This window comes from Flavobacterium sp. 2, assembly GCF_049949195.1.
In the GTDB taxonomy this organism is placed as follows: domain Bacteria; phylum Bacteroidota; class Bacteroidia; order Flavobacteriales; family Flavobacteriaceae; genus Flavobacterium.
The window spans coordinates 4,551,179-4,572,503 of the sequence record NZ_CP188206.1 but is presented as its reverse complement, the minus strand read 5'-3'; the positions used below and the strand labels follow the sequence as shown (position 1 = coordinate 4,572,503).

General features: G+C 34.0%; 24 protein-coding genes. 9 read left to right on the top strand and 15 right to left on the bottom strand.

Annotation, left to right across the window (positions count from 1 at the left end; genetic code table 11):
• Positions 1-52 precede the first annotated feature (52 nt).
• The 6 genes from ACNFIH_RS19930 (at position 53) to ACNFIH_RS19905 (ending at position 4,650) form a co-directional block, all read left to right on the top strand.
• Entirely contained in the window at positions 53-1,321 is a 1,269-nt protein-coding gene (locus ACNFIH_RS19930; protein ID WP_426484481.1) for an alginate export family protein, read from the top strand.
• A 138-nt stretch (positions 1,322-1,459) separates the two neighbouring features.
• Positions 1,460-1,825, top strand: coding sequence for a hypothetical protein (locus ACNFIH_RS19925; RefSeq protein WP_035647028.1), 366 nt, complete (start codon positions 1,460-1,462; stop codon positions 1,823-1,825).
• A gap of 123 nt (positions 1,826-1,948) precedes the next feature.
• On the top strand, positions 1,949-2,653 hold the full coding sequence (locus tag ACNFIH_RS19920; RefSeq protein ID WP_152561007.1) for a hypothetical protein: 705 nt from the start codon (positions 1,949-1,951) through the stop codon (positions 2,651-2,653).
• A 37-nt stretch (positions 2,654-2,690) separates the two neighbouring features.
• The gene (locus ACNFIH_RS19915; RefSeq protein WP_426484480.1) at positions 2,691-3,404 is read left to right on the top strand and encodes an endonuclease/exonuclease/phosphatase family protein; all 714 of its coding nucleotides are present in this window, start codon (positions 2,691-2,693) and stop codon (positions 3,402-3,404) included.
• Positions 3,405-3,409: 5 nt separating this feature from the next.
• Positions 3,410-4,030 carry a class I SAM-dependent methyltransferase gene (locus ACNFIH_RS19910; RefSeq protein WP_426484479.1) on the top strand — a complete coding sequence of 207 codons (621 nt, stop codon included), beginning with the start codon at positions 3,410-3,412 and terminating at the stop codon, positions 4,028-4,030.
• Between the two features lie 53 nt (positions 4,031-4,083).
• Positions 4,084-4,650, top strand: coding sequence for a transglycosylase domain-containing protein (locus ACNFIH_RS19905; protein ID WP_320568098.1), 567 nt, complete (start codon positions 4,084-4,086; stop codon positions 4,648-4,650).
• Between the two features lie 47 nt (positions 4,651-4,697).
• Here the strand turns inward: ACNFIH_RS19905 and ACNFIH_RS19900 are convergent, their stop codons facing one another.
• Positions 4,698-5,402, bottom strand: coding sequence for a Crp/Fnr family transcriptional regulator (locus tag ACNFIH_RS19900; RefSeq protein ID WP_426484478.1), 705 nt, complete (start codon positions 5,400-5,402; stop codon positions 4,698-4,700).
• A 154-nt stretch (positions 5,403-5,556) separates the two neighbouring features.
• Between ACNFIH_RS19900 and ACNFIH_RS19895 the strand changes: the two genes are divergently transcribed.
• Both ACNFIH_RS19895 and ACNFIH_RS19890 read left to right on the top strand, forming a co-directional pair.
• On the top strand, positions 5,557-9,075 hold the full coding sequence (locus tag ACNFIH_RS19895) for a molybdopterin-dependent oxidoreductase (RefSeq protein ID WP_426484477.1): 3,519 nt from the start codon (positions 5,557-5,559) through the stop codon (positions 9,073-9,075).
• Positions 9,076-9,281: 206 nt separating this feature from the next.
• Positions 9,282-10,712 carry a rubredoxin gene (locus ACNFIH_RS19890; RefSeq protein WP_426484476.1) on the top strand — a complete coding sequence of 477 codons (1,431 nt, stop codon included), beginning with the start codon at positions 9,282-9,284 and terminating at the stop codon, positions 10,710-10,712.
• Positions 10,713-11,071: 359 nt separating this feature from the next.
• On the opposite strand, the gene ACNFIH_RS19885 is transcribed toward ACNFIH_RS19890, so the two are convergent.
• The gene (locus tag ACNFIH_RS19885; protein WP_426484475.1) at positions 11,072-11,509 is read right to left on the bottom strand and encodes a hypothetical protein; all 438 of its coding nucleotides are present in this window, start codon (positions 11,507-11,509) and stop codon (positions 11,072-11,074) included.
• Between the two features lie 4 nt (positions 11,510-11,513).
• Here ACNFIH_RS19885 and ACNFIH_RS19880 point away from each other — a divergent pair, with 4 nt between their 5' ends.
• On the top strand, positions 11,514-11,735 hold the full coding sequence (locus tag ACNFIH_RS19880; protein WP_426484474.1) for a hypothetical protein: 222 nt from the start codon (positions 11,514-11,516) through the stop codon (positions 11,733-11,735).
• A gap of 236 nt (positions 11,736-11,971) precedes the next feature.
• Here ACNFIH_RS19880 and moaA read toward each other — a convergent pair whose 3' ends face one another.
• From moaA to ACNFIH_RS19815, 13 genes are all read right to left on the bottom strand, one after another.
• Complete coding sequence (gene moaA / locus ACNFIH_RS19875; RefSeq protein ID WP_426484473.1) at positions 11,972-12,979, bottom strand: GTP 3',8-cyclase MoaA; 1,008 nt, start codon at positions 12,977-12,979, stop codon at positions 11,972-11,974.
• Positions 12,966-13,880 carry a bifunctional molybdenum cofactor biosynthesis protein MoaC/MoaB gene (moaCB, locus tag ACNFIH_RS19870; RefSeq protein ID WP_426484472.1) on the bottom strand — a complete coding sequence of 305 codons (915 nt, stop codon included), beginning with the start codon at positions 13,878-13,880 and terminating at the stop codon, positions 12,966-12,968. Before moaCB ends, moaA begins: the two co-directional genes overlap by 14 nt.
• Positions 13,881-13,889: 9 nt before the next feature.
• Positions 13,890-14,321, bottom strand: a complete 432-nt coding sequence (locus tag ACNFIH_RS19865; protein WP_035648088.1) for a molybdenum cofactor biosynthesis protein MoaE — start codon at positions 14,319-14,321, stop codon at positions 13,890-13,892.
• A gap of 54 nt (positions 14,322-14,375) precedes the next feature.
• Entirely contained in the window at positions 14,376-14,681 is a 306-nt protein-coding gene (locus ACNFIH_RS19860; RefSeq protein WP_426484471.1) for a hypothetical protein, read from the bottom strand.
• Positions 14,682-14,837: 156 nt separating this feature from the next.
• Complete coding sequence (gene moeB / locus ACNFIH_RS19855) at positions 14,838-15,905, bottom strand: molybdopterin-synthase adenylyltransferase MoeB (protein WP_426484470.1); 1,068 nt, start codon at positions 15,903-15,905, stop codon at positions 14,838-14,840.
• A gap of 9 nt (positions 15,906-15,914) precedes the next feature.
• Complete coding sequence (locus ACNFIH_RS19850) at positions 15,915-16,154, bottom strand: MoaD/ThiS family protein (protein ID WP_426484469.1); 240 nt, start codon at positions 16,152-16,154, stop codon at positions 15,915-15,917.
• Between the two features lie 2 nt (positions 16,155-16,156).
• On the bottom strand, positions 16,157-16,945 hold the full coding sequence (gene cobA / locus ACNFIH_RS19845; protein ID WP_426484468.1) for a uroporphyrinogen-III C-methyltransferase: 789 nt from the start codon (positions 16,943-16,945) through the stop codon (positions 16,157-16,159).
• A gap of 6 nt (positions 16,946-16,951) precedes the next feature.
• The gene (locus tag ACNFIH_RS19840; protein ID WP_426484467.1) at positions 16,952-17,524 is read right to left on the bottom strand and encodes a molybdenum cofactor guanylyltransferase; all 573 of its coding nucleotides are present in this window, start codon (positions 17,522-17,524) and stop codon (positions 16,952-16,954) included.
• A 217-nt stretch (positions 17,525-17,741) separates the two neighbouring features.
• Positions 17,742-18,488 carry a sulfite exporter TauE/SafE family protein gene (locus ACNFIH_RS19835; protein WP_426484466.1) on the bottom strand — a complete coding sequence of 249 codons (747 nt, stop codon included), beginning with the start codon at positions 18,486-18,488 and terminating at the stop codon, positions 17,742-17,744.
• A 136-nt stretch (positions 18,489-18,624) separates the two neighbouring features.
• A complete protein-coding gene (gene glp / locus ACNFIH_RS19830) occupies positions 18,625-19,797 on the bottom strand; it encodes a gephyrin-like molybdotransferase Glp (protein ID WP_426484465.1) in 1,173 nt (390 codons plus the stop codon).
• Positions 19,798-19,964: 167 nt separating this feature from the next.
• Positions 19,965-20,213, bottom strand: a complete 249-nt coding sequence (locus ACNFIH_RS19825) for a DUF6755 family protein (RefSeq protein WP_133524362.1) — start codon at positions 20,211-20,213, stop codon at positions 19,965-19,967.
• A gap of 15 nt (positions 20,214-20,228) precedes the next feature.
• A complete protein-coding gene (locus tag ACNFIH_RS19820; protein ID WP_426484464.1) occupies positions 20,229-20,741 on the bottom strand; it encodes a ubiquinol-cytochrome c reductase iron-sulfur subunit in 513 nt (170 codons plus the stop codon).
• A gap of 10 nt (positions 20,742-20,751) precedes the next feature.
• Positions 20,752-21,321, bottom strand: a complete 570-nt coding sequence (locus tag ACNFIH_RS19815; protein WP_133524364.1) for a 4Fe-4S dicluster domain-containing protein — start codon at positions 21,319-21,321, stop codon at positions 20,752-20,754.
• Positions 21,322-21,325 lie beyond the last annotated feature (4 nt).

Below are 21,325 nucleotides of genomic sequence, written 5' to 3'. Positions count from 1 at the left end.
TTTTCTAAGGAAATAATCTTATAAATTTGCCTCACAATTAAAACCATGAATCATGAATAAACTAAAATTGGCCATTCTTTTGCTTGTGGGAATCAGCTTTAAAATGCAGTCACAGGAATTAGATGTGAATCTGCAAATCAGGCCTCGCTTTGAATACAGAAACGGTTACAAAACTTTATTACCTTACGGACAGGAAGGCACATCTCAAATTTCACAGCGTTCCCGATTAAATTTCAATTATAAACAAGAAGATTTAATTGTAAAACTGACTTTACAAAACACCAGAACCTGGGGTGATGTAGCGCCAACTGCTGTCGCTGATAAAAATGGAGTTGCGGTTTTTGAGGCTTGGGCACAATATAATTTTACAGAAAAATGGAGCGCAAGATTAGGTCGTCAAGTCTTATCTTATGACAATCAGCGTATTTTAGGAGAACAAGATTGGGGACAACAAGCACAAAGTCATGATGCGTTAACAGTTTCCTTTCATAACGAAACTCAAAAGTTAGACTTTGGAGGCGCTTACAATTCAACTGCCGAAAATACATTTCAAACACCTTATACCGTTGCTAGTTACAAAGCGTTACAATATGCATGGTATCATAACCAATTTAACGAAGCTTTTGGTTTAAGCTTTTTATTGCTAAACACAGGTTATGAATATGCGCCTAATCCTAATCCTGCAAATAAATTATTAGTAGATTACAAACAAACTTTTGGACCTTATTTGACTTATAAAAAAGGTAAAATCGATACGAACTTTTGGTTTTACGGACAAACTGGAAAAAGTACCAATTTGCAAGTAAGTGCATGGAATGCTGCAGCTAATTTTGGATACAATATTACAGATGCTTTCAAAGCTGGTTTAGGTTACGAATTTTTATCAGGAAAAGCTTCAAACGATGGAAGTACCGTAATCAAATCGTTCAATCCGATTTTTGGAACTAACCATGGTTTTAATGGTTATATGGATTATTTCTATGTTGGAAATCACCTGAATAATGTTGGTTTACAAGATGCTTTCATCAAATTGAATTATAATGTCAATAAATGGCAATTTGCTTTGATTCCGCATGTATTTTTATCTGCCGCTGATGTGGTTACGCCAGTAAATGAAAAATTAGATTCGTATTTAGGAACGGAGGTTGATGCAACTTTTGGCTATAATTTCAAAAAAAATATTACCGTTACGGGAGGTTATTCCCAAATGTTTGGATCTAGCACTTTAGAATTCATCAAAAACGGAGATGCAAATCATACCAACAATTGGGCTTGGTTGATGATTTCTGTAGATCCGAGAATTTTTAGCTGGAAAAAATAGTTTTTCTTCAAAATTAACTCCTAAAAAATCCCCTTTTCCTATTTCGGAAAAAGGGATTTTTTTTTGTCTTCCAGAAATTTTGTTATATGATTTAATTATTTATATTTGAAGTGATTACGAACCCCAAATTCTATCAAAATGAAACCTTTCCTAAAACTGTCAATGCTGACATTTATTGTCACGCAAACAGGCATCGCTCAAAAGTACAATGATGCCTTAATTTCTAATAATTCCGAAATAAATTTTGCCAAAACGCAAAAAAGAGGAATCAAAAAAAACAGTATTGTTTATTATGTCGAGAATGACTTGCAAACAATCTCTGCCTACAAAAGAAGCAAATTGAAATGGCAAACCAATGTGATTTCGGTGTGCGGAAAACCAAAAAAAGGACAACCTGAAATTAGATATGTAGGTTATAATTCAGATAAACTGCTTATCGTTATGGGAAAACATAATTTTGCAGAAATTGATGTAAATAGTGGTGTAACGACACTTGTTGGTTAAGATTGCAAAAAAGATTTTTAATAATCTAAAATATATAATCTACCCTTTTCTTATTTGGAAAAGGGTATTTTTTTTGTTTTAAAGGTAAATTATTCTAATTTTTTAATTAATATATTTGATATCATGAAGAAACTTAAAAGTTTAGCAATTATATCAGTAATTATTCTCTTTTCTAGTTGTGAGAAGAAAATCACCGATTTAGAGTTTGAGAAAAATGTAATGACCGAAATTTTCCCTAGTCTAATAGATTCAACTTGTATTGATATAAGATTGTTTACAAATTTCCCTCCAGAATATGGAGAATCGATATTCGATAAAACAGGACATTACATTGGTGTTGATAGTACTAAAGCTACACCAGAGCAAAAACAAAAGCTATTAGAATGGAAAATCAATACGGAAAAAATCAAAAAAGACACTTCTAAGATTATTGTTGCTTTTGATTCAATATTGAAAGATAACCAACAAGATTTAAATAAAGATTTCGAAAAACATTTTAAAAATGCTAAAATCTATATATCAAAAGAAAAAAAAGAAACAGAATATACTTTTGATTTTAAAAACATAAAACTCAACAATAAATTTGAACTCAGAAATATTTCTCAGTTCCCAAAAGAAAGAGGTCTAATTTGGTTAACCAAATACGATTTTGTTTTTTCTGGAGCAGTTTTCTTTTCTAGAATACAATTTGATAAGGATAAAAAATTTGGGATTCTAGATGGTGGCTTTGCTTGTGGTAGACTTTGCGGACAAGGTTATCGAATTTACATCAAGAAAGTCAATAATAAATGGATAATTGATAAAATTGAAAATACTTGGGTTTCATAAATTAAAAATGAAATAGTTTATTCAAAATCTTCTACAAATGAAACTCATAGCCTGGAATTGCAACATGGCATTCAGAAAAAAAGCAGAATTCATTCTCGCTTACCATCCTGATATTGCGGTAATTTCAGAATGTGAAAATCCTGAAAAACTAAAATTCCCAGACGAAATAAAAACACCAAACGACATTCTCTGGTATGGAACAAATCCGCATAAAGGTCTTGGTGTTTTTTCTTATAGTGATTATCGTTTTCAACTGCTTGATTGTCATAATCCTGATTTCAAAAATATTTTACCAATTGCCGTTACTGGCGGAAAAGTCGATTTTATTTTGTTTGCCATCTGGGCAAATAATCCTAGTGATAAAGATGGCGCTTACGTAACGCAGATTTGGAAAGCGATTAATTATTACGAAGATTTAATCAAAGAAACTAAAACCATTTTAATTGGCGATTTCAACAGCAATACGATTTGGGACAAACCACGTCGCGAAGGCAATCACACAACCGTAGTAAATAAATTAGCCGAAAAGAACATCTTCAGCACATATCACAACTACTTCAATCAAATTCAAGGCAAAGAAGAACATCCAACTTTATATCTTTATAGACACGAAAACAAACCTTATCATATGGATTATTGTTTTGTCTCAAATGATTTTATGGAAGTTTTAGAAAGTGTCGAAATCGGAAATTATAAAGATTGGACAATGTACAGCGATCACAAACCTTTAATAATTAATTTCAATATATAAACCAAATGAACAACTGGACTCAAAGATGGGATGACCGTTACAAAACCGAAGATTTTGCATACGGTACAGCACCAAACAATTATTTACAAGAACAAATCGAAAAATTAAATCCCGGCGCGATTCTTTTTCCTGCCGAAGGCGAAGGACGAAATGCTGTTTTCGCTGCCCAATTAGGCTGGGAAGTTTCAGCTTTTGATATTAGTGAAGAAGGAAGAAACAAAGCGCTTCGTTTAGCAAAAAACAATGATGTTGCAATCGATTATCAAGTTGGAGAATTAGAAACTTTAGATTTTCATACCGAACAATTTGATGCAATTGCTTTAATTTATGCCCATTTTCCGGCAACAATCAAATCTGAAATTCATAGACAACTTGACGAACTTTTAAAAAAAGACGGTATTATTATTTTTGAAGCTTTCAGCAAAAAGCATTTGGAATACGTAACAAAAAATGAAAAAGTTGGCGGACCAAAAGACATTGAATCTTTGTTTTCAATCGAAGAAATAAAAGCTGATTTTCCAAATTATGAAATTATCGAATTAGAAGAAAAAGAAATCGAACTCAACGAAGGTTTATTCCATAACGGAACGGGTTCTGTAATCCGATTTGTGGGAAGAAAAAAATAAAAACACGACGTAGAGACGCACTGCAGTGTGTCTCTACAAAAAAATATTTCTGCATGTTCAAAAAACCATTAAAAATTTTTCTTGCAATAATAGTTTTTATGGGATTCTTAATCTCCTATTTACTAAGCGATTTTAATCCTATTTATCAGAATAATGGATTTGTACACCTCTCAAACAAATTGAAAGAAGCACAAAGTGAGGATTTAAGTTCCTTTGTTAAAATTCAAACTGAAATTTACAAGAAAATGGAAGATCCAAAATGTCCTTGTGAAATTGCAACAAATTATATTGGTTCTTTTAGTGTTTACAGACATGGATATTCACCAACAAAATCACTTTATCAATTAAAAATTAAAAGAAAATATTCCAAGATGGATTGTTTTAAATTTCTTCTTCTAAATACTGATTTCAAACATGTATATGCAGATTCTACACGAAAAACTTTTGGTGTCAAAGAAGCTTCAAAATTCTATTTTAATAAAGATATTAAGGAATTAAACGAAAAAGAAGTACTAACTATAATTGCAATGTTAAAAAATCCAAGTCTCTATGATCCGATTAGAAATAAAGAAGGTTTAAAAAACAGAGTTCGAGTATTAGAGAGAATTTTGCATAAATAAACATCAAAACCTTTGCAACTTTGTCCCTTTGTAACTTTGTCCCTCTTTTAAAAATATTTATGCTCCATAATTTCAGCTCGCAAGGTTGAAACTTCCAAAATCCCAACACGCTTTCCTTCGGTTTTAATCAGAGCTTCTTTTTTAAGGCTAGACAAAATACGAATCGCCTGTTCTTCAGTAGTTCCGGCAAAATCTGCAATTTCCTTTCGCGAAAGCTCAATATCAATTAAACCATTTACCTGTCCGAATTTACGATGAATATAAAGCAGTAAATCAATCACACGTTCGCGGACATTCATGTGAGCAATCTTTCTGATATTATTTTCGCTTTTGTTTAATTCTTCTGCATAAAACAACATTAAAGCATAAGTAAATTCAGGAACATGCTGTAAAATCTCCATCATAGTCTCGTTACTAAAATTGCACAAAACAGTATCTTCCAAGGCATAAGCGCCAATCAAATAACGTTTGCTCGTTCCGAATCCGCGGAAACCAATAGTGTCGCCATTTGTAGTCAAACGTACAATTTGCTCACGTCCGTTAATTCCGGTTTTTACCGTTTTTACTTTTCCAGAACAAACAAAATAAAGGCCTTGCAACGGCGCGCCTTCGGTAATAAATTGTTGTGATTTTTTGCAAACAAAACTATGCTTCTTCGAGACATATTGCTTCATTTGCTCTAAATGCAAATGTTTTTTAATGAAACAATTTTCATTGGCACAATTATAACAAATAGATTGTTCTTCTTTCATGAGTTCCATTTTTTCGGCATTAAACATATTTGTTGTTCCTCATTTCTTTTCCTCAAAAATAATAAAAATAAAATTAAAAAATACGTATTAATACTTAAAAAATACTTATTTTTGTTTCAAGTTAAGTAAGTGATTTATTTAAAACCGAACTGTAATGCAAAGTACCAAGATCAAAACTACCTGTTCCTACTGTGGCGTTGGCTGCGGAATAATCGTGACCAACGATGCTAAAAATGGTGTAATGGTCGAAGGTGACAAAGATCATCCTGTAAATAAAGGAATGTTATGTTCTAAAGGAATGAACCTGCACTACGTAGTTAATGATACTTCAGACCGAATTTTATATCCGGAAATGCGCGGAAGCAAAAACTATCCGTTAGAACGCGTTAGCTGGGATACCGCTCTTGATCGCGCCGCTGCTGTTTTTTCTTCTATCATAAAAAAACATGGACCAGACAGCGTTGGATTTTATATTTCGGGACAATGTTTAACTGAGGAATATTACTTAGTAAATAAATTGGTAAAAGGTTTTTTGAAAACAAATAACATCGATACCAATTCCAGACTTTGTATGAGTTCGGCGGTTGTGGGCTATAAAAAGACATTTGGCGAAGATTCTGTGCCAATTGCTTATGATGATATTGAATTGGCGGACACTTTCTTAATTACCGGCGCAAATCCGGCTTGGTGCCACCCTATTCTATTCAGACGATTAGAAAAACACAAAGAGAAAAATCCGAAAACAAAAGTAATTTGTATTGATCCAAGGCGAACAGACACTGCCGCTTTTGCCGATTTACATTTGCAGATTATTCCTGGTTCGGATATTATTTTATATCACGCGATTGCGAGACGAATTATCGAAAAAAGTTACGTAGATCATGATTTTGTAAAAAACCACGCCGAGAATTTCAAACAATATAAAGACTTAGTTTTAGGCACTTCTCTTGAAAAAGCTTCTAAACTTTGCGGAATTTCTGTAAACGATATTAAACTGGCTGCCGATATTATCGGGAAAGCCAAAGGATTTATTTCGCTTTGGGCGATGGGATTAAATCAAAGTGCTGTTGGCGTGGATAAAAATACAGCATTGCTGAATTTGTCTTTATTAACGGGACAAGTCGGAAAACCGGGTTCCGGCCCATTTTCATTAACAGGTCAGCCGAATGCAATGGGCGGACGCGAAGTGGGCGGAATGGCGACACTTTTAGCCGCACATAAAGACATCGCAAACCCAACACATCGTAAAGAAGTTGCTGACTTTTGGGGTGTTGACGAAATTTCAGATAAACCGGGTTTAACGGCGACAGAAATGTTTGAAGCTTTAGAATCTGGAAAAATGAAAGCCGTTTGGATTATTTGCACGAATCCATTAGTGAGTTTACCGGATTCCCGAAGAGCAGAAAAAGCACTTCAAAATGCAAAATTCGTAGTCGTTCAGGATATTTCTCATAATGCCGATACAGCCAAATTTGCCGATTTATTATTACCTGCAGCGGGTTGGTTGGAAAAAGAAGGAACAATGACCAATTCGGAGCGTCGTATTTCTTATTTACCAAAAGGAATCAATGCGCCGGGCGAAGCACTTCCAGACATTGAAATCTTAATTCGTTTTGCTAAAAAAATGAATTTCAACGGATTCAATTTCAACAGTGCCGAAGAAATTTATAAAGAACATTGCGCACTTACCAAAAATACCAATATTGATATTTCCTTCTTAAATTATAATCGTTTAAAAAACGAAGGCACTTTTCAATGGCCGGTTCCTGATTATAATCATCCGGGAACTCCGAGATTATTTACCGATAAAAAATTCTATACGCCTTCAGGAAAAGCAATTTTTAATTTGCCTGTTTCCATTGAAAATACATCTGTTCAGCCAAATGCCGAATTTCCTTTTATTTTAACAACGGGAAGAATTCGCGACCAATGGCATACGATGACAAAAACTGGAAAAGTTTCAAGATTATTAACCCATATTCCGAGTCCAGTTCTGGAAATAAATCCGATTGATGCTTTTAAAAATGATATTAAAAACGGAGATATTGTTACCGTTACGAGCAAAAACGGAGAAGTTCGCGTAAAAGCAAAAGTTACCGATTCTATCAAAGAAAAAGTGGTTTTCCTGCCAATGCATTGGGGAAAACAACTTGAAAATGATTTAAACAGAACAAACAATTTAACCAACAACGTTGTCGACCCAATTTCAAAAGAACCTGATTTTAAATACACCACAGTTTCAATAACGAAATATGTAAAACCATTTCAGAAAATTGCCATTGTTGGCGCTGGAGCAGCTTCTTTCCGATTCATTCAAAACTATCGCGAATTCAATACTACTGATGAAATTATTGTTTTTTCGAATGAAGTAAATCCGTTTTACAATCGCGTTTTACTTCCCGAATATATGACGGGAGAATTTAGTTGGGAACAACTTTTAAAGGTTAAAGATGGCGAAGCTTTCAGTAAATTAAAAATTACAATGAAAGCCGGAGTTGCGATTGAAAAACTAGATCCAAACAAAAAAACTATTCTGGACAGTCAGGGCGAAATTCACACTTTTGATTCCTTGATAATAGCAACAGGAAGCCGTCCTTTTGTGCCGGAAAATGCACAACTTCATCTTCCTGGCCGATTTACAGTCAGAAAAAAAGAAGATGCTGATCGTTTGAAAAAACATCTGGACAGCACGAATCTTCCGCCAGAAGAACAACATGTTGTGATAATTGGCGGTGGATTATTAGGATTAGAATTGGCGGCAGCCCTAAAACATAAAAAAGTAAAAACTACAATTGTTCAAAGAGCTTCCCGTTTAATGGAGCGTCAATTAGACCGAATTTCAAGTAAGTTATTAGCCGAAGAAGTACAGCTTCGTGATATTCAGATTTATTTTGATAATGAAGTCAGCACGGTTTTCGAAACCGATAATCCAAATGAAATTGAAATTGCTTTAAAGAGCGGAAAAATTATAACTGCAAACGCAATTGTTTACACGATTGGAACAATCCCAAATATTGAAATTGCTCGCGAAAGCGGACTTTCATGCGGTCGAGGTGTAAGAGTAAATCAGTATTTACAAACTTCAAATCCGAATATTTTTGCGATTGGAGAAATAGCCGAATTCAACAATAAATTATTCGGAATCACTTCTGCCGCAGAAGAACAAGCCGATATTCTGGCAAACTTTTTAGCAGGAGATATCAGTAGTTATTATAAAGGTTCTATTTTGATGAATATTCTAAAATTAGAAGACATTAACCTTTGCAGTATCGGTGATATTGAAATTCCGGAAAATGACGATTCGTACGAAGAAATTGTTTTCTCAGATTTGAAAAAACGTTATTACAAAAAATGCATTGTAAAAGATGATCTTTTGGTTGGAGCAATTTTGATGGGCGATAAAAACGAATTTGCCGAATTCAAAACCATGATCGAAACCAAAATCGAATTATCAGATAAACGAAATTTATTACTCCGAGGCAGCTCAACTGCAAAACCGGTTTTAGGAAAATTGGTTTGTTCGTGCAGTCAAGTCGGAGCCGGAAATATCGAAGAAACGATTAAAAGCGGTATCAACGATTTCACCGATTTATGTAAAAATACAGGCGCAGGTTTAGGCTGCGGAAGCTGTAAAACAGAGGTTAAAGAGATATTGGCTAAATGTAAGGTTTAAAAAAAATGTTTCAGGTTTTCTTTGTTTCATGTTTCAAGTTGCGTACCGTTTGTCATTTCGAGGAACGAGAAATCTCCACGAGAAACTCTACAAAGATTGGTGATTTTAGGAACGGAGCTACTTGTGGAGATTTCTCGTTCCTCGAAATGACAAGATTGAGAATAACCTGAAACTAAAAAAACCTGAAACCTGAAACAAAAAGAAAAATGGAACTAACAAGATTAATAGTAAAAGGAGGCGTTATTTCGCCAGGAGAACTTAGAGAAGTTGTAAACATCGCTTTGGAAGAAGGTCTGGATTCCATTTCGTTTGGTTCAAGACAGGATATTATTTTTCCGCAAGGTTTTAAATCTTTAGACAAAACCACTTTAGGAAAACATCATTTTGTTTATCCCGATCAAAAAAGTGGCAACAATATCGTTTCTTCATACGTTTCAACTGATATTTTCAGAAATACAAACTGGCTTACCGGAAACCGTTTTTTATATGTTTTGGAAGAATTTAAAGAACAACCAAAGCTCAAAGTCAACTTAACCGATCCAAAACAACAATTAGTTCCTTTGTTTACTGGGCATTTAAACTTTATCGCTTCAGAACATGAAGATTATTGGTACTTATATATTCGTCTTCCAAAATGGGAAAAAATGGAAGTTTATCCCGTTCTGATTTACAGCTGGGATTTAGCTAAAATTTATTATGAAATCGAAAAAATATCCGAAGAAGATTCTATTGATATCGAAATGCTTTTCACGTTAGTGAGCGAAGCTTTGGACACCAATAACAGAACAATTGACAAACCGCTGAATATTCCTTTTTACCCATTTCCGTATTACGAAGGAATGAACAGAATGGGAATTGATCAATATTGGTTGGGATTGTATTGGAGAAATAATTTATACGATTTAGATTTTCTAAAAGAAATGTGCGATTTGTGTTTTGAATGCAAAATCGGAAAAATTTGCATCACGCCTTGGAAATCATTTATTGTCAAAGGAATTCCAAAAGACAGAAAACTGGAATGGGAAAAATTCTTAGGAAAACGCGGTATCAACGTTCGCCATTCTTTATTAGAATTGAATTGGCATTTGCCAGTTGCAATGGAATGGGCTTTGAATCTCAAAACTTTTCTGGTTCGAACTTTAGATCAATTCGACATTAGCACGTACGGATTAAATTTCGGAATTTCTGAATACAACCGCGACGGACATTATTTCACTTCGATTGTTATCGAAAAAAATGAACTTCCGCAAGCTTTAGAATCCATTAAAATCAGAGATACTTACAATGTTTTGTTTGCCCGCAATTTCGACCCAAATACACGCGAATATATTGTGCACTCGCAAGATATTGACAAACTCGAATTGCCAACAATTTTAATTGAGTTAAGCCGAAAATATTTCGACGAACTTGGAAATTCAACATCAGAAACAACCGAAAATCCTCAGAAAAAAGAAAAACCACAACTGGATATCTACCAATGCCAGGAATGTTTAACCCTCTATAATCCGGAATACGGAGATGAAAGCCAGGGAATTCCGAAAGGTATTTTATTTACCGATTTATCCGAGACTTATTGCTGTTCCTTATGCGAAGCACCGAAAAGTAATTTCAGAATTTTGGAATTGGTAAAAAACTAATCAGGGAAACAGAGTATTTATTAGGAGCTAATCCCGCTGTCCGCTATATCTTTTATTTTTTAAAGAAAAAAATAAAAGGATGCCGCTTCCATCGGGGCTAGGGCACTCGTTTTCAAAAGAAGTAATTGCCAAAAAAGCTTTATTTATAAGGCATTTTCTTCTATTTTTTCATGTAGAATTGTTAAGAGATTTCGTTTTAAAATTTCGGACAAAAAACTAATTATTTAATTTTCAATTATTTAAATGCAAAATTTATAGAAAAGCTTAACATTGAGATGCTTGTTTTATAATTATCTTTACTTAACTGAAACTTAACAATTTAGTTACATTGTTATTAACATACTCATCTAAAAGTACATTTATATGGAAAACAAAACCGAAGAAACGACTCCTGAGAAAATCGATTCTCCAGCAGCAGAAACCACAAAACCAGCTACAGAAAATACTGCAAGTACTCCGCCAGCAAAAGCACCAGTACGCAAAACTGCGCCAGCCAGAACCGCTGCCGCAAAACCTGCAGCTCCAAAAACAACAGCTGCGAAACCAGCTGCAGCCAAAGCTCCGGCAGCAACTGTAACAAAAACCGCAACAACTTCGACTGTAAAAACACCTGCAAAAGCCGTTATAAAAACCGCTGCAGCAACTTCTCCAAAACCTGCGGTAAGAAGAGCTCCAGCAAAAAAAGTATTAACTCCAGCTGCAAAGCCAGAGGAAAAAGCAGCAGTTACTGAATCAAAAGAAGAAAATACTAACCCTGCAGTTAAAACTGAAAAAGACAAAGCTGCTAAAAAAGCCAAAAAAGTGAAAGATAAAGAAAAGGAAAAAGCGAAAAAGAAAGCAGCAAAGCTAAAAGAAAAAACAAAAAAAGATAAAAAGAAAGAAAAAGCGAAGAAAGCAAAACAAAAAGCAGCCGCTAAGAAAAAAGAAAAAGCTAAAAAAGCGAAAGACAAAGCAAAAGCTAAAAAAATCGCTAAAAAGAAAGCTAAAGCTCAAAAAAAGGCAAAAGCTAAAAAGAAAAAATAATAATTTAAGAAAGGTTTGACTTTAAAAGTTGAACCTTTTTTTATTTATCCGAGTTGTTTTGTCATTCCGAGGAACGAGGAATCTCCGCAAGTAGCTCGACAAAGATTGGCGCCTTTAGCAACGGAGTTACTTGCGGAGATTCCTCGTTCCTCGGAATGACAAACTATGCGGTTAAGACTTCGACTTCACTCAGCCTCACAATTCACAATTAATAATTCACAATTAACAATTAATTTTTACCCCCCAATCGCAATCATACTACGATTATCAAAATGTTTGGCAGGGTCATCCATTTCATCAATTGTAACCATTCCGGCACGAACTTTCTTTTTATTTTGAATAGATGCTGAAATCAATTCAGTAATCGATTCTCCATTTCTAAAAGCCGTTAGTAAATCGGTTTCAGAATTTGAGAAAAGACAGTTTTTTATTTTTCCATCGGCCGTCAAGCGGATGCGGTTGCAGCTATCACAAAACGGGTTTGTAATTGAACTTATGATTCCGAAATCACCTTGAAAGCCTTTTATTTTATAGGTTCTGGCTGTGAAATTTTTTTCATCTTCCAGTTTTTCAATTTCATCTTCTGCAAAATTATTCCCTACCAAAGATAAAATCTCATTTTGAGAAACCATTTTGCTTCTGTCCCACTCATTTCCGGCAAACGGCATAAATTCAATAAATCGAACCGAAATAGGCAGAAACTGTGTTAGTTTAACGAAATCAACAATTTCATTATCATTAAAACCTTTCATTAAAACGACATTTACTTTGACGTGAAAATCGTTATTCAAAAGTAAATGCAGATTATCAACAACCTTCTCAAACTGATTTCTGAGTGTTACAGAATGAAATTTAGACGAAACCAAAGTATCTAAACTCAAATTGATCTTTTTGACTTTAAATTGTTTCAAAACGTCGATATGACGATCAATTAAAATTCCGTTTGTAGTTATCGAAAGTGAAATATTAAGATCTGATAATTTAGAAACTATTTCTGGAAAATCCTTTCTTAATAAAGGTTCTCCGCCTGTTAATCTTATTTTGTCAACACCATTTTTTACGAAAGTCTGGGCAATGGAAAAAATCTCATCGGCCGTCATTAAACTGGCTTTTGGAGATAATGCGATTCCATCCGCCGGCATGCAGTACGTACAACGCAGGTTGCATTTTTCCAGCAGCGAAATGCGCAGATAATTGTGCTTGCGCCCAAAACCGTCCGTCAAAATTGTGTTAGAGGCTGTCATGGTTTTTACCTTTTAAAATATGAAAAACGTGCATTACATGCGGAAAAACAGCATCCATAGATTCTCTTACTCCGTTTGTTGAACCCGGCAAAGCCAAAACCAAAGTTTTGCCTAAAGTTCCTGCAACACTTCTAGAAAGCATCGCATAAGGCATTCTTTGTTGCCCATAACTGCGAATGGCTTCTTCAATTCCTGGAATTCTACTTTCTAATAATGGTTCTAAAGCTTCTGGTGTAACATCTCTTGGCGATAATCCTGTTCCGCCTGTAAAAATTACCAGCTGATTTTCTTTAGCGAAAGCTTTTGTTTTTTCCTGAATAATATCCAATTCATCTGGAATGATTTCGTAATGAGAAGTTTCAACTCCGTATGAATCCAGTTTTTCGACAATTGTTTTACCGGAACGATCTTCTTTATCGCCGGCAAAAATTGAATCGGAACAAACAAAAACGGCTGCTTTGATTACATTCGGGAATTTATTTTTGAAAGACGATTTTCCGCCTTCTTTATTGATTAATTTGATTGTTGAAATTTCAATTTCCTTATCAATTGGTTTCAGCATATCATACATTGTCAATGCAACAATTGACGCGCCGTGCATCGCTTCAACCTCAACTCCGGTTTTGTAAACTGTTTTTACTTTAAAGATAATATGAATTTCTAAACCTTCTACAATATACTCAACAGCAGTAAATTCAATAGGAAGCGGATGACAATCCGGAATAGATAAATGCGTGTTTTTCACAGCAAATAATCCAGCAGTTTTTGCCATTTCAAACACGTTTCCTTTTGGCACTAAATTATTAACAACAGCATCAATTGTTTCTTGTTTGCTGACTTTTACAATTGCGGTTGCGGTTGCAACTCTTAAAGTGCTTATTTTATGCGTAATATCTACCATTTTTATTTCTTAGGTATTTTGTTTCCAAGTGAATGTATCGTTTTCAAACATTTCTTTGCCAAAAATAGGCACATCGGTTTTAATCCAGTTTACGATGGCTTCTGTCGCTTCATAAACTTGTTTACGTCGCGTTGCCGAAACAAAAACAAACAAACAGATTTCGCCCGCTTTTACAACGCCCAAACTATGATAAATGTGCATGCAGGTCAAATCGAATTTTGCAAAAGCTTTTTCGCGAATCGCATACAATGCTTCGTTCGCCATATCAGTATAAGCCGAATAATCAATCGCAACGACTGTATTATCATGAATGACATCGGCACGAACTTGTCCTAGAAAGATATTATGCGCTCCAATCGTGTGTTTCGATTGATGTTTCGCAATCGACTCAGCAATAAATTCAGGAGCAATTGGTCCTTCTACAAATACATTTTTACTCATTTTTTATGTTTTTTTTGCTACAGACTATTCAACTTAAAAAGTTAAAAAAAAAAATTAATCTTGTCCTTCAACAGTAATTTCAAGCAATTCACTTTCTATCTTTAATCCAAGAAGAAAGTCTAAAGTTTCACTATCCCCTTTTACAATAATTAATTTATAATTCGCATCTTCACTAGAAAATTCAACATCTTCGATGGCAGAGATCCTTATCGTCATGGATAATGATTTATTAAATGGAATATTAACAAACCAATTTTCCTTAATTATTCCTTCTTTTATTTGACCTATTAGATAAAATTCATTTCTGTTTCTAATTACAAAACTATCAATGACTTCAAATTTCCCTTCTAGTATTTTCATTTTTACTTTTAAAACAACTTATTTCTTTCCGAATATGTTTAATCCAATACTTTACGAATAGATTTTAAAAAACAAATTCGCGAAATTTAAATTACACAAATTATTACGTGATAATTCGTGAATTGCTTCGCCCGTTCGCTATCGCTCGGGTCGTGGCTATATCTTTTCTTCTTTCAATATATTCTTCATTGCCAAAGCTCCGCCTGCAATGCTTTTTACATTTTCAAATTGATATTTCTTAAGCAATTCAACAGCGATTTTACTTCTGCTTCCAGATTGGCAGAAAATGTGAATTATTTTGTTTTTATCCAGTTTTTCAATTTCCTTTTCCAAATTTATCAACGGAATCTGGATTTGATTTTTTAAACTGATTTTTGGCAATTCGTCTTCGTTTCTAACGTCTAAAAATAAAACGTCATCATTATCTATTTCCTCTAAAACAGATTCAAAACTTATTTCTACAACTTCAGCTTTATTATATTTTTCTTCGAATGATTCTCTACTTATGTTTTGAACATTACTTTTCTCAAAATCATATTTTTGCTGTTCGTTGTTCAAAATATTGTAAACCAATATTTTTCCGCTTAAAACATTTCCAATTCCAAGAATCATTTTTAAAACTTCATTTGCTTGCAACATTCCAATAATTCCAACTGAAATTCCAATTACGCCAGCATCTTCACAATTTAAAGCATTCGAATTTTCATTTGGATACAAACATCTGTACGTTGGTCCGTTTTGATAATTGAATACCGAAACTTGTCCTTGAAATCTAAAAATAGATCCGTAAACCATTGGTTTATTGGTTACCAAACAAGCATCGTTTATTAAATATTTAATCGAAATATTATCTGTTGCATCGACTATAATATCATATTTTTCAAATAACGAAATGGCATTTTTTCCAGATAATTTCTCAGAAAAAGCATTAACTTTTATTTCCGGATTTAATTCTGAAATCATCAATTTAGCTTCTTCAGCTTTAGATTTTCCAACAGCCGAAGTTTTGTAAATAACCTGACGATGAAGATTCGAAACGTCAATTACATCATCATCAACAATTCCGATTTCACCAACGCCTGCGCCTGCCAAATAAGGCAAAATTGCGGCACCCAAACCACCTGCACCAATCACCAAAACTTTCGATTTTGATAATTTTTGCTGGCCTTCATCTCCTATTTCGGGAAGAATTGTTTGTCGGTTGTATCTCGCTGATTCTTTCATGGTTTTTAATTATCCTCCTGCAAATGGAGGTAACAAAGCTACAATATCACTTGTTTGCAAAGTGTAATCTGAAGCTTTTGAAACTATTTTTTGATTTACTGCAACGCTGAAAGTCAGCGATTCGAAATCATATTTTCCGTTTAAATCCTGCAACAATTTTTGCAATGACAATTCTTCTGAAAAAGATAATTTTTCGAATTCACATTTTGTTTTTTCAGCAACAGCTCCAAAATATTTAACCTCGATCATTTTTATAAATTTAAATTTTGAAAAATGAATTCATCATCAAAATGTTCCTGAAAATATTCAGTCAGTTTTGATGTATTTTTCACTACTTCGCCAATTACAATAATGGCTGGTGATGAAATATTTTTTTCGGATACCAATTTAGTAATTGTACTTATAGTTCCGATTACTTTTTGCTCAGAATTTTTCGTTCCGTTTTGAATAATTGCAATTGGAAGATCGTCATTTCTGTTTTCCTGATAAATCGAAATGATTTCGTCTAACTTATGCATTCCCATCAAAATAACCACCGTCGCCGCCGATTTTGCAGCCAAATGAACATCTTTTGATAATTCATGATTAGAGGTTGTTCCTGTAATTACCCAAAAACTTTCCGCAATTTTACGCTGAGTCAGACTAATTCCCGCCGAAGCCGGAACGCCCAAAGCAGACGAAATTCCTGGAACAACAGCTGTTTCCAAACCAAATTTTACGGCATAATCAATCTCTTCGCTTCCTCTTCCAAAAACAAAAGAATCACCGCCTTTTAAACGTACCACGTGTCCATGAACATTAGCCATTGAGACAATTAAATCATTAATCTGATCTTGCGTGTAAGCATGGCAGCCTAAACGTTTTCCAACAAAAACAATTTCTGCATTTGATGCGTATTCTAGTAATTCTTCATTTACTAAGGCATCATACAAAACTACATCGGCGCTTTCTAAAGCTTTAATTGCTTTTAATGTAATCAATTCAACGTCACCCGGACCTGCGCCTGCGATCGTCAATTTTGGGGTTTTAAAACTTTGCATAATCTTTTAGCTTAAATTGATATTCAGATCATTTAATTCGTCAGCCGAATTAATATTAGTCAGAGGAAAGTTTTCACTTTCTTCAATATTGATGATTTGATGCGGAATATTAGCAAACAAATTCATCATTTTCAAATCGTCGTTATCAATTGCGCCTTTGATAACAGGCAATATTTTTTTAGAATAAATTCCGATTAACGGATGTAATCTGCTTTCTGAAGCAAAAACCGTAATTTCGGCTTCAGTATTATGCTTTGAAATTAGTTCCTGTAATAATTTGGTTGAAATCAATGGAATATCGCAGCTTAAAATCAAATTAAATTCAGTTTCAGAATGAGATAATGCCGTGTAAATTCCGCCCAACGGGCCTTTATCTGCAATTAAATCGGGTATCTTTTCATACTGCAAATAATCATATTCTTTTGAAGCCGTAATCAGTTTTATATTATTTGTAATAGGCAAAATCGCCTGAATGATATGCTCAATAAATGGTTTTTCCTGAAACAGTACTAATCCTTTTTCAGACTGCATTCTGGAACTTTTTCCTCCGCAAAGAATAAATACTGTTAGTGTTTCCATCTTTATTTTTTTGTTTCAGGTTTTAAGTTTCAGGTTGGAATTAGTTTTTTATTCATTTGTTCGCTTAAAAACACAAAGTTCTCAAAGTTAAATCAATACAAAGCTTTGTGTACTTTGTGTTTTCGCACTTTTGTTATAATAATATCATTATGTTTTTCGTGGTTTTAGATTCATTATCTAATTATCTAAATGTCTAATTACCTCAATTTTCTCTTTTTTAAGGAAAAATCAACTTAACACTTGCCATTAAAATAACTGTTCCTAAAACCATTTTTAAAGTTCTATTCGAGAATTTTCCGCTTCCGTAAAATCCGCCTAACATTCCTCCCACTACTGCAATTGGCACCAAATAAAAACTTTCCATCGGAATCGCTTTTCCTGCTAAAAAGAATCCCAACATTCCCGCAAATGAATTCACAAAAATGAATAGACTCGAAACCGCTGCCGATTCTTTTACTGAAGCCCATCCTAAAAACAATAAAATCGGACTCAAAATTATTCCTCCACCAATTCCAAGCATTCCTGATAATAAACCAATTGCAAAACCTATTAATAATGCAAACGGAAGATTGATTTTTACTTCTTCTTTCTCTTTAAAATTAAAGATTCCGAACAATCTTAATGCTGCGAAAACTAGTACGATTCCCAAAACAATTTTATAAATCGCATTGTCTAAAGTTATAAAACCGCCAATAAAAGCCGCCGGAATTGAGGCAATCGCAAACGGGTAAAAAAGCTTTGGCTTGAAATAATTATTTCGATAATAAAATAAGAACGAAATACTCGAAACAAATAAATTCAACAGCAAAGCCGATGGTTTCATCACCGAAATCGGAAAAGCAAAAATGCTCATCAATGCTAAATACCCCGATGCTCCACCGTGCCCAACACTTGAATATAAAAATGCAATTATAATTAAGGCAAAACTGAAGAATAATATGTTTTCGGAACTTAATAGGTTCATTTTTTGTTTAATCGTTTATTTGGTTAACTGTTTAATCGGTTTCTGCTATATGTTTTTATTTATACAGCGGTTTTCAGCATCTTTCTTAAAAATCTATTTTCTTTACTCTTTATTCTATTTTCTTAAAATCTAAAATTTAGTCAATTGGCAATAATGTTACTAACTGACCTTTTTTGTAATTTTCAATATCTTCCGGAACGATCAATAAACTGTTTGCTACTGCAAATGTATTTAGCATTGCTGAGCTTTGTCCGTCTAAAACTGTTACGCTTGTTTCGTCGTATTTTGCTTTTAAAAACAACGTTTTTCCTGTGTTGTTCTTAATTTCTGAATTTAATTTTCGAACTACTTTCGGCTTATGAATTTCCGAAAACCCTATTCTGTTTTTTACTGCCGGTGCGACATAAATGTAAAAATTAGTCAGTGACGAAGCCGGATTTCCCGGAAGGGCAAAAACTAAAGCTTCATTTTTAGAGCCAAAGAACATTGGCTTTCCGGGTTTCTGATTGATTTTATAGAAAAGCTCTTTTACGTCGTTTTGCAATAATGCTTCTTTTACAAAATCATAATCCCCAACTGAAATACCGCCTGAAATAAGAACAATATCGTATTTATTTAAAATGCTTTTTAGCGCTTTTTTTGTCGCTTTCAGATTGTCTTTTACTCTGTAAACTTTCGTTTTTTCAATTCCGATTGTTTGAAGTCCCGCTTCAAGCATAACCGAATTACTTTCGTAAATTTTACCTTTTTTTAATTTCTTTCCTGGCTGTACTAATTCGTTTCCAGTCACTAAAATCGCAACTTTCGGTTTCTTATAAACCTCAACTTCTGTGATTCCTAAGCATGCTAAAAAACCAATTGCTGCAGGTGTAATCAAAGTATTGGCTTCAAAAACAACCTCATCCTTAGCAATCTGTTCTCCTTTTGGGCGCACATTTGATAATTTTTGAGGCATTTCAGCAATCAAAATTGAATCGCTGTTTGCCATTACATGCTCCTGCATTACAACTGTGTCTGCACTGTCTGGAACAAAAGCGCCGGTAAATATTCTAATCGCTTCGGTTGATTTTAATTTTATGTTCGAATGATCTCCAGCTTGCGAAACCCCAACAACGTCATATTGATGTCGAATACTGTGTGTAAAAGCATATCCATCCATCGCTGATTGGCGAAATGGAGGCATATTGATTGGCGAAATCACTTTTTCTGCTAAAACATATCCTAAAGCTTTACTTACTGAAATATGTTTGGTTGGCATTTTAGTACTATTTGCTTCAATAATCGCTATGGCTTCTTCAACTTTAATCATTCTTGGTGTATATTTAAAAGCAAAAAATACTTATTACAAATATAAGTACTTTTACTTAGTTAAAATCATTAAATATCTTAATATCTTAAAAAATATAAATTTAGCGCATTTAAAGCAAATAGATTCATAAAAAACCAAAATAGCTTTTTGAAATTAAGAATTTCATTTTATTTATTCCTAAAATTTCCTTTAGGAAGATAATAAAGCCAAGCAAAACCAATTAAAAACAAGATGGCTGAAGCGATAAAAGCAGGAAGTAAAATTTCTTTGTTATTATCTAATGCATTATTCAAAGAAGCATACAAAAGCCAAATTTGAATGCTGACATTTAAAATCAAAATAAAAATAAGTGTCGAAAGTATATTATTCAGTTTATTAGGGTTTGCACGGTTTTGGCTTCTTCTAAAAGTACTCATGATTCAAAATTTAAATTAGCTTTCTTTTTTCTCGATCAATGCTTTTACAAAAACAGCATTTTCTTTAAAAAACACTTCTAATTGCGGTAAAGCTCTCGGTGGTGGACCAGCAATTACATCTCCGGTCATCGCATCAAAAGATCCTTCGTGACACGGACAATGTATAATTCCGGTTCCGGGTTTATAAAAAACAGAGCAAGAAAGATGCGTACATTTTTGCTCATAAGCTCTAAATTCTCCGCTTTCAAGATGAATCAAAATATACGGAATTGTACTGCCTTCTAATACAAAGCCTCTTGTTCCTCCAACGGGAACATCTTCTTTATTGCAGATAAAATGTTCGCCTTGTACTTCTTCTTTTGGTAAAAAAAGTGCTTTTGCAGTAACAAACCCTGTTCCTACCATTAATCCGCCGGAAACAAAAGTTAGGAATTTAGCAAAATCGCGTCGGCTAACTTGAGTTGATTCTTGTTTTTTTATTGGAAAATCTTTTTTCCAGTTTTCATTTAAATTATCTTCTTTAGACATGACTTGTCATTTAATAAATTCGTAATTCTGTACTGCCTTTCGGCATCATAATATTGACCTTTGTTGTCACTTTTTCGTTTCCGAAAATAAAATTATTGACTGGCGAACTATTTGGTCTCATTTCTTCTATTTGTTCTCTTGTACCATAAAACAATGCGCCGCTCGGACAAACTGTTGCACACATTGGTTTTTTACCCACGCTTGTTCTGTCATAACACATCGTGCATTTCATCATCAAATCATATTCTTCGACTTTTTTGGGCACTCCAAAAGGACACGCCATAACGCAGTTCGAACACCCAATACATCTTTCTGTACTTGCTGTATGCACAACGCCAAATTCATCCTGTGAAATTGCATCTGCCGGACAAACATTAGCACAAACCGGATCTTCGCAATGCATACAAACCTGAACTGTTGTCTGGATTGTTGAAGCACGATCTACGTAATTCACACTTATTAATGTCTGCTGGCCGTTTGTCTCACATTCGGCGCAAGCCATTTCGCAGGCTTTGCAGCCAATGCAGCGCTGCATGTCTACAAAAAATTCTTCGCTGGTATTAAAATTCGTTAAATTCATACAA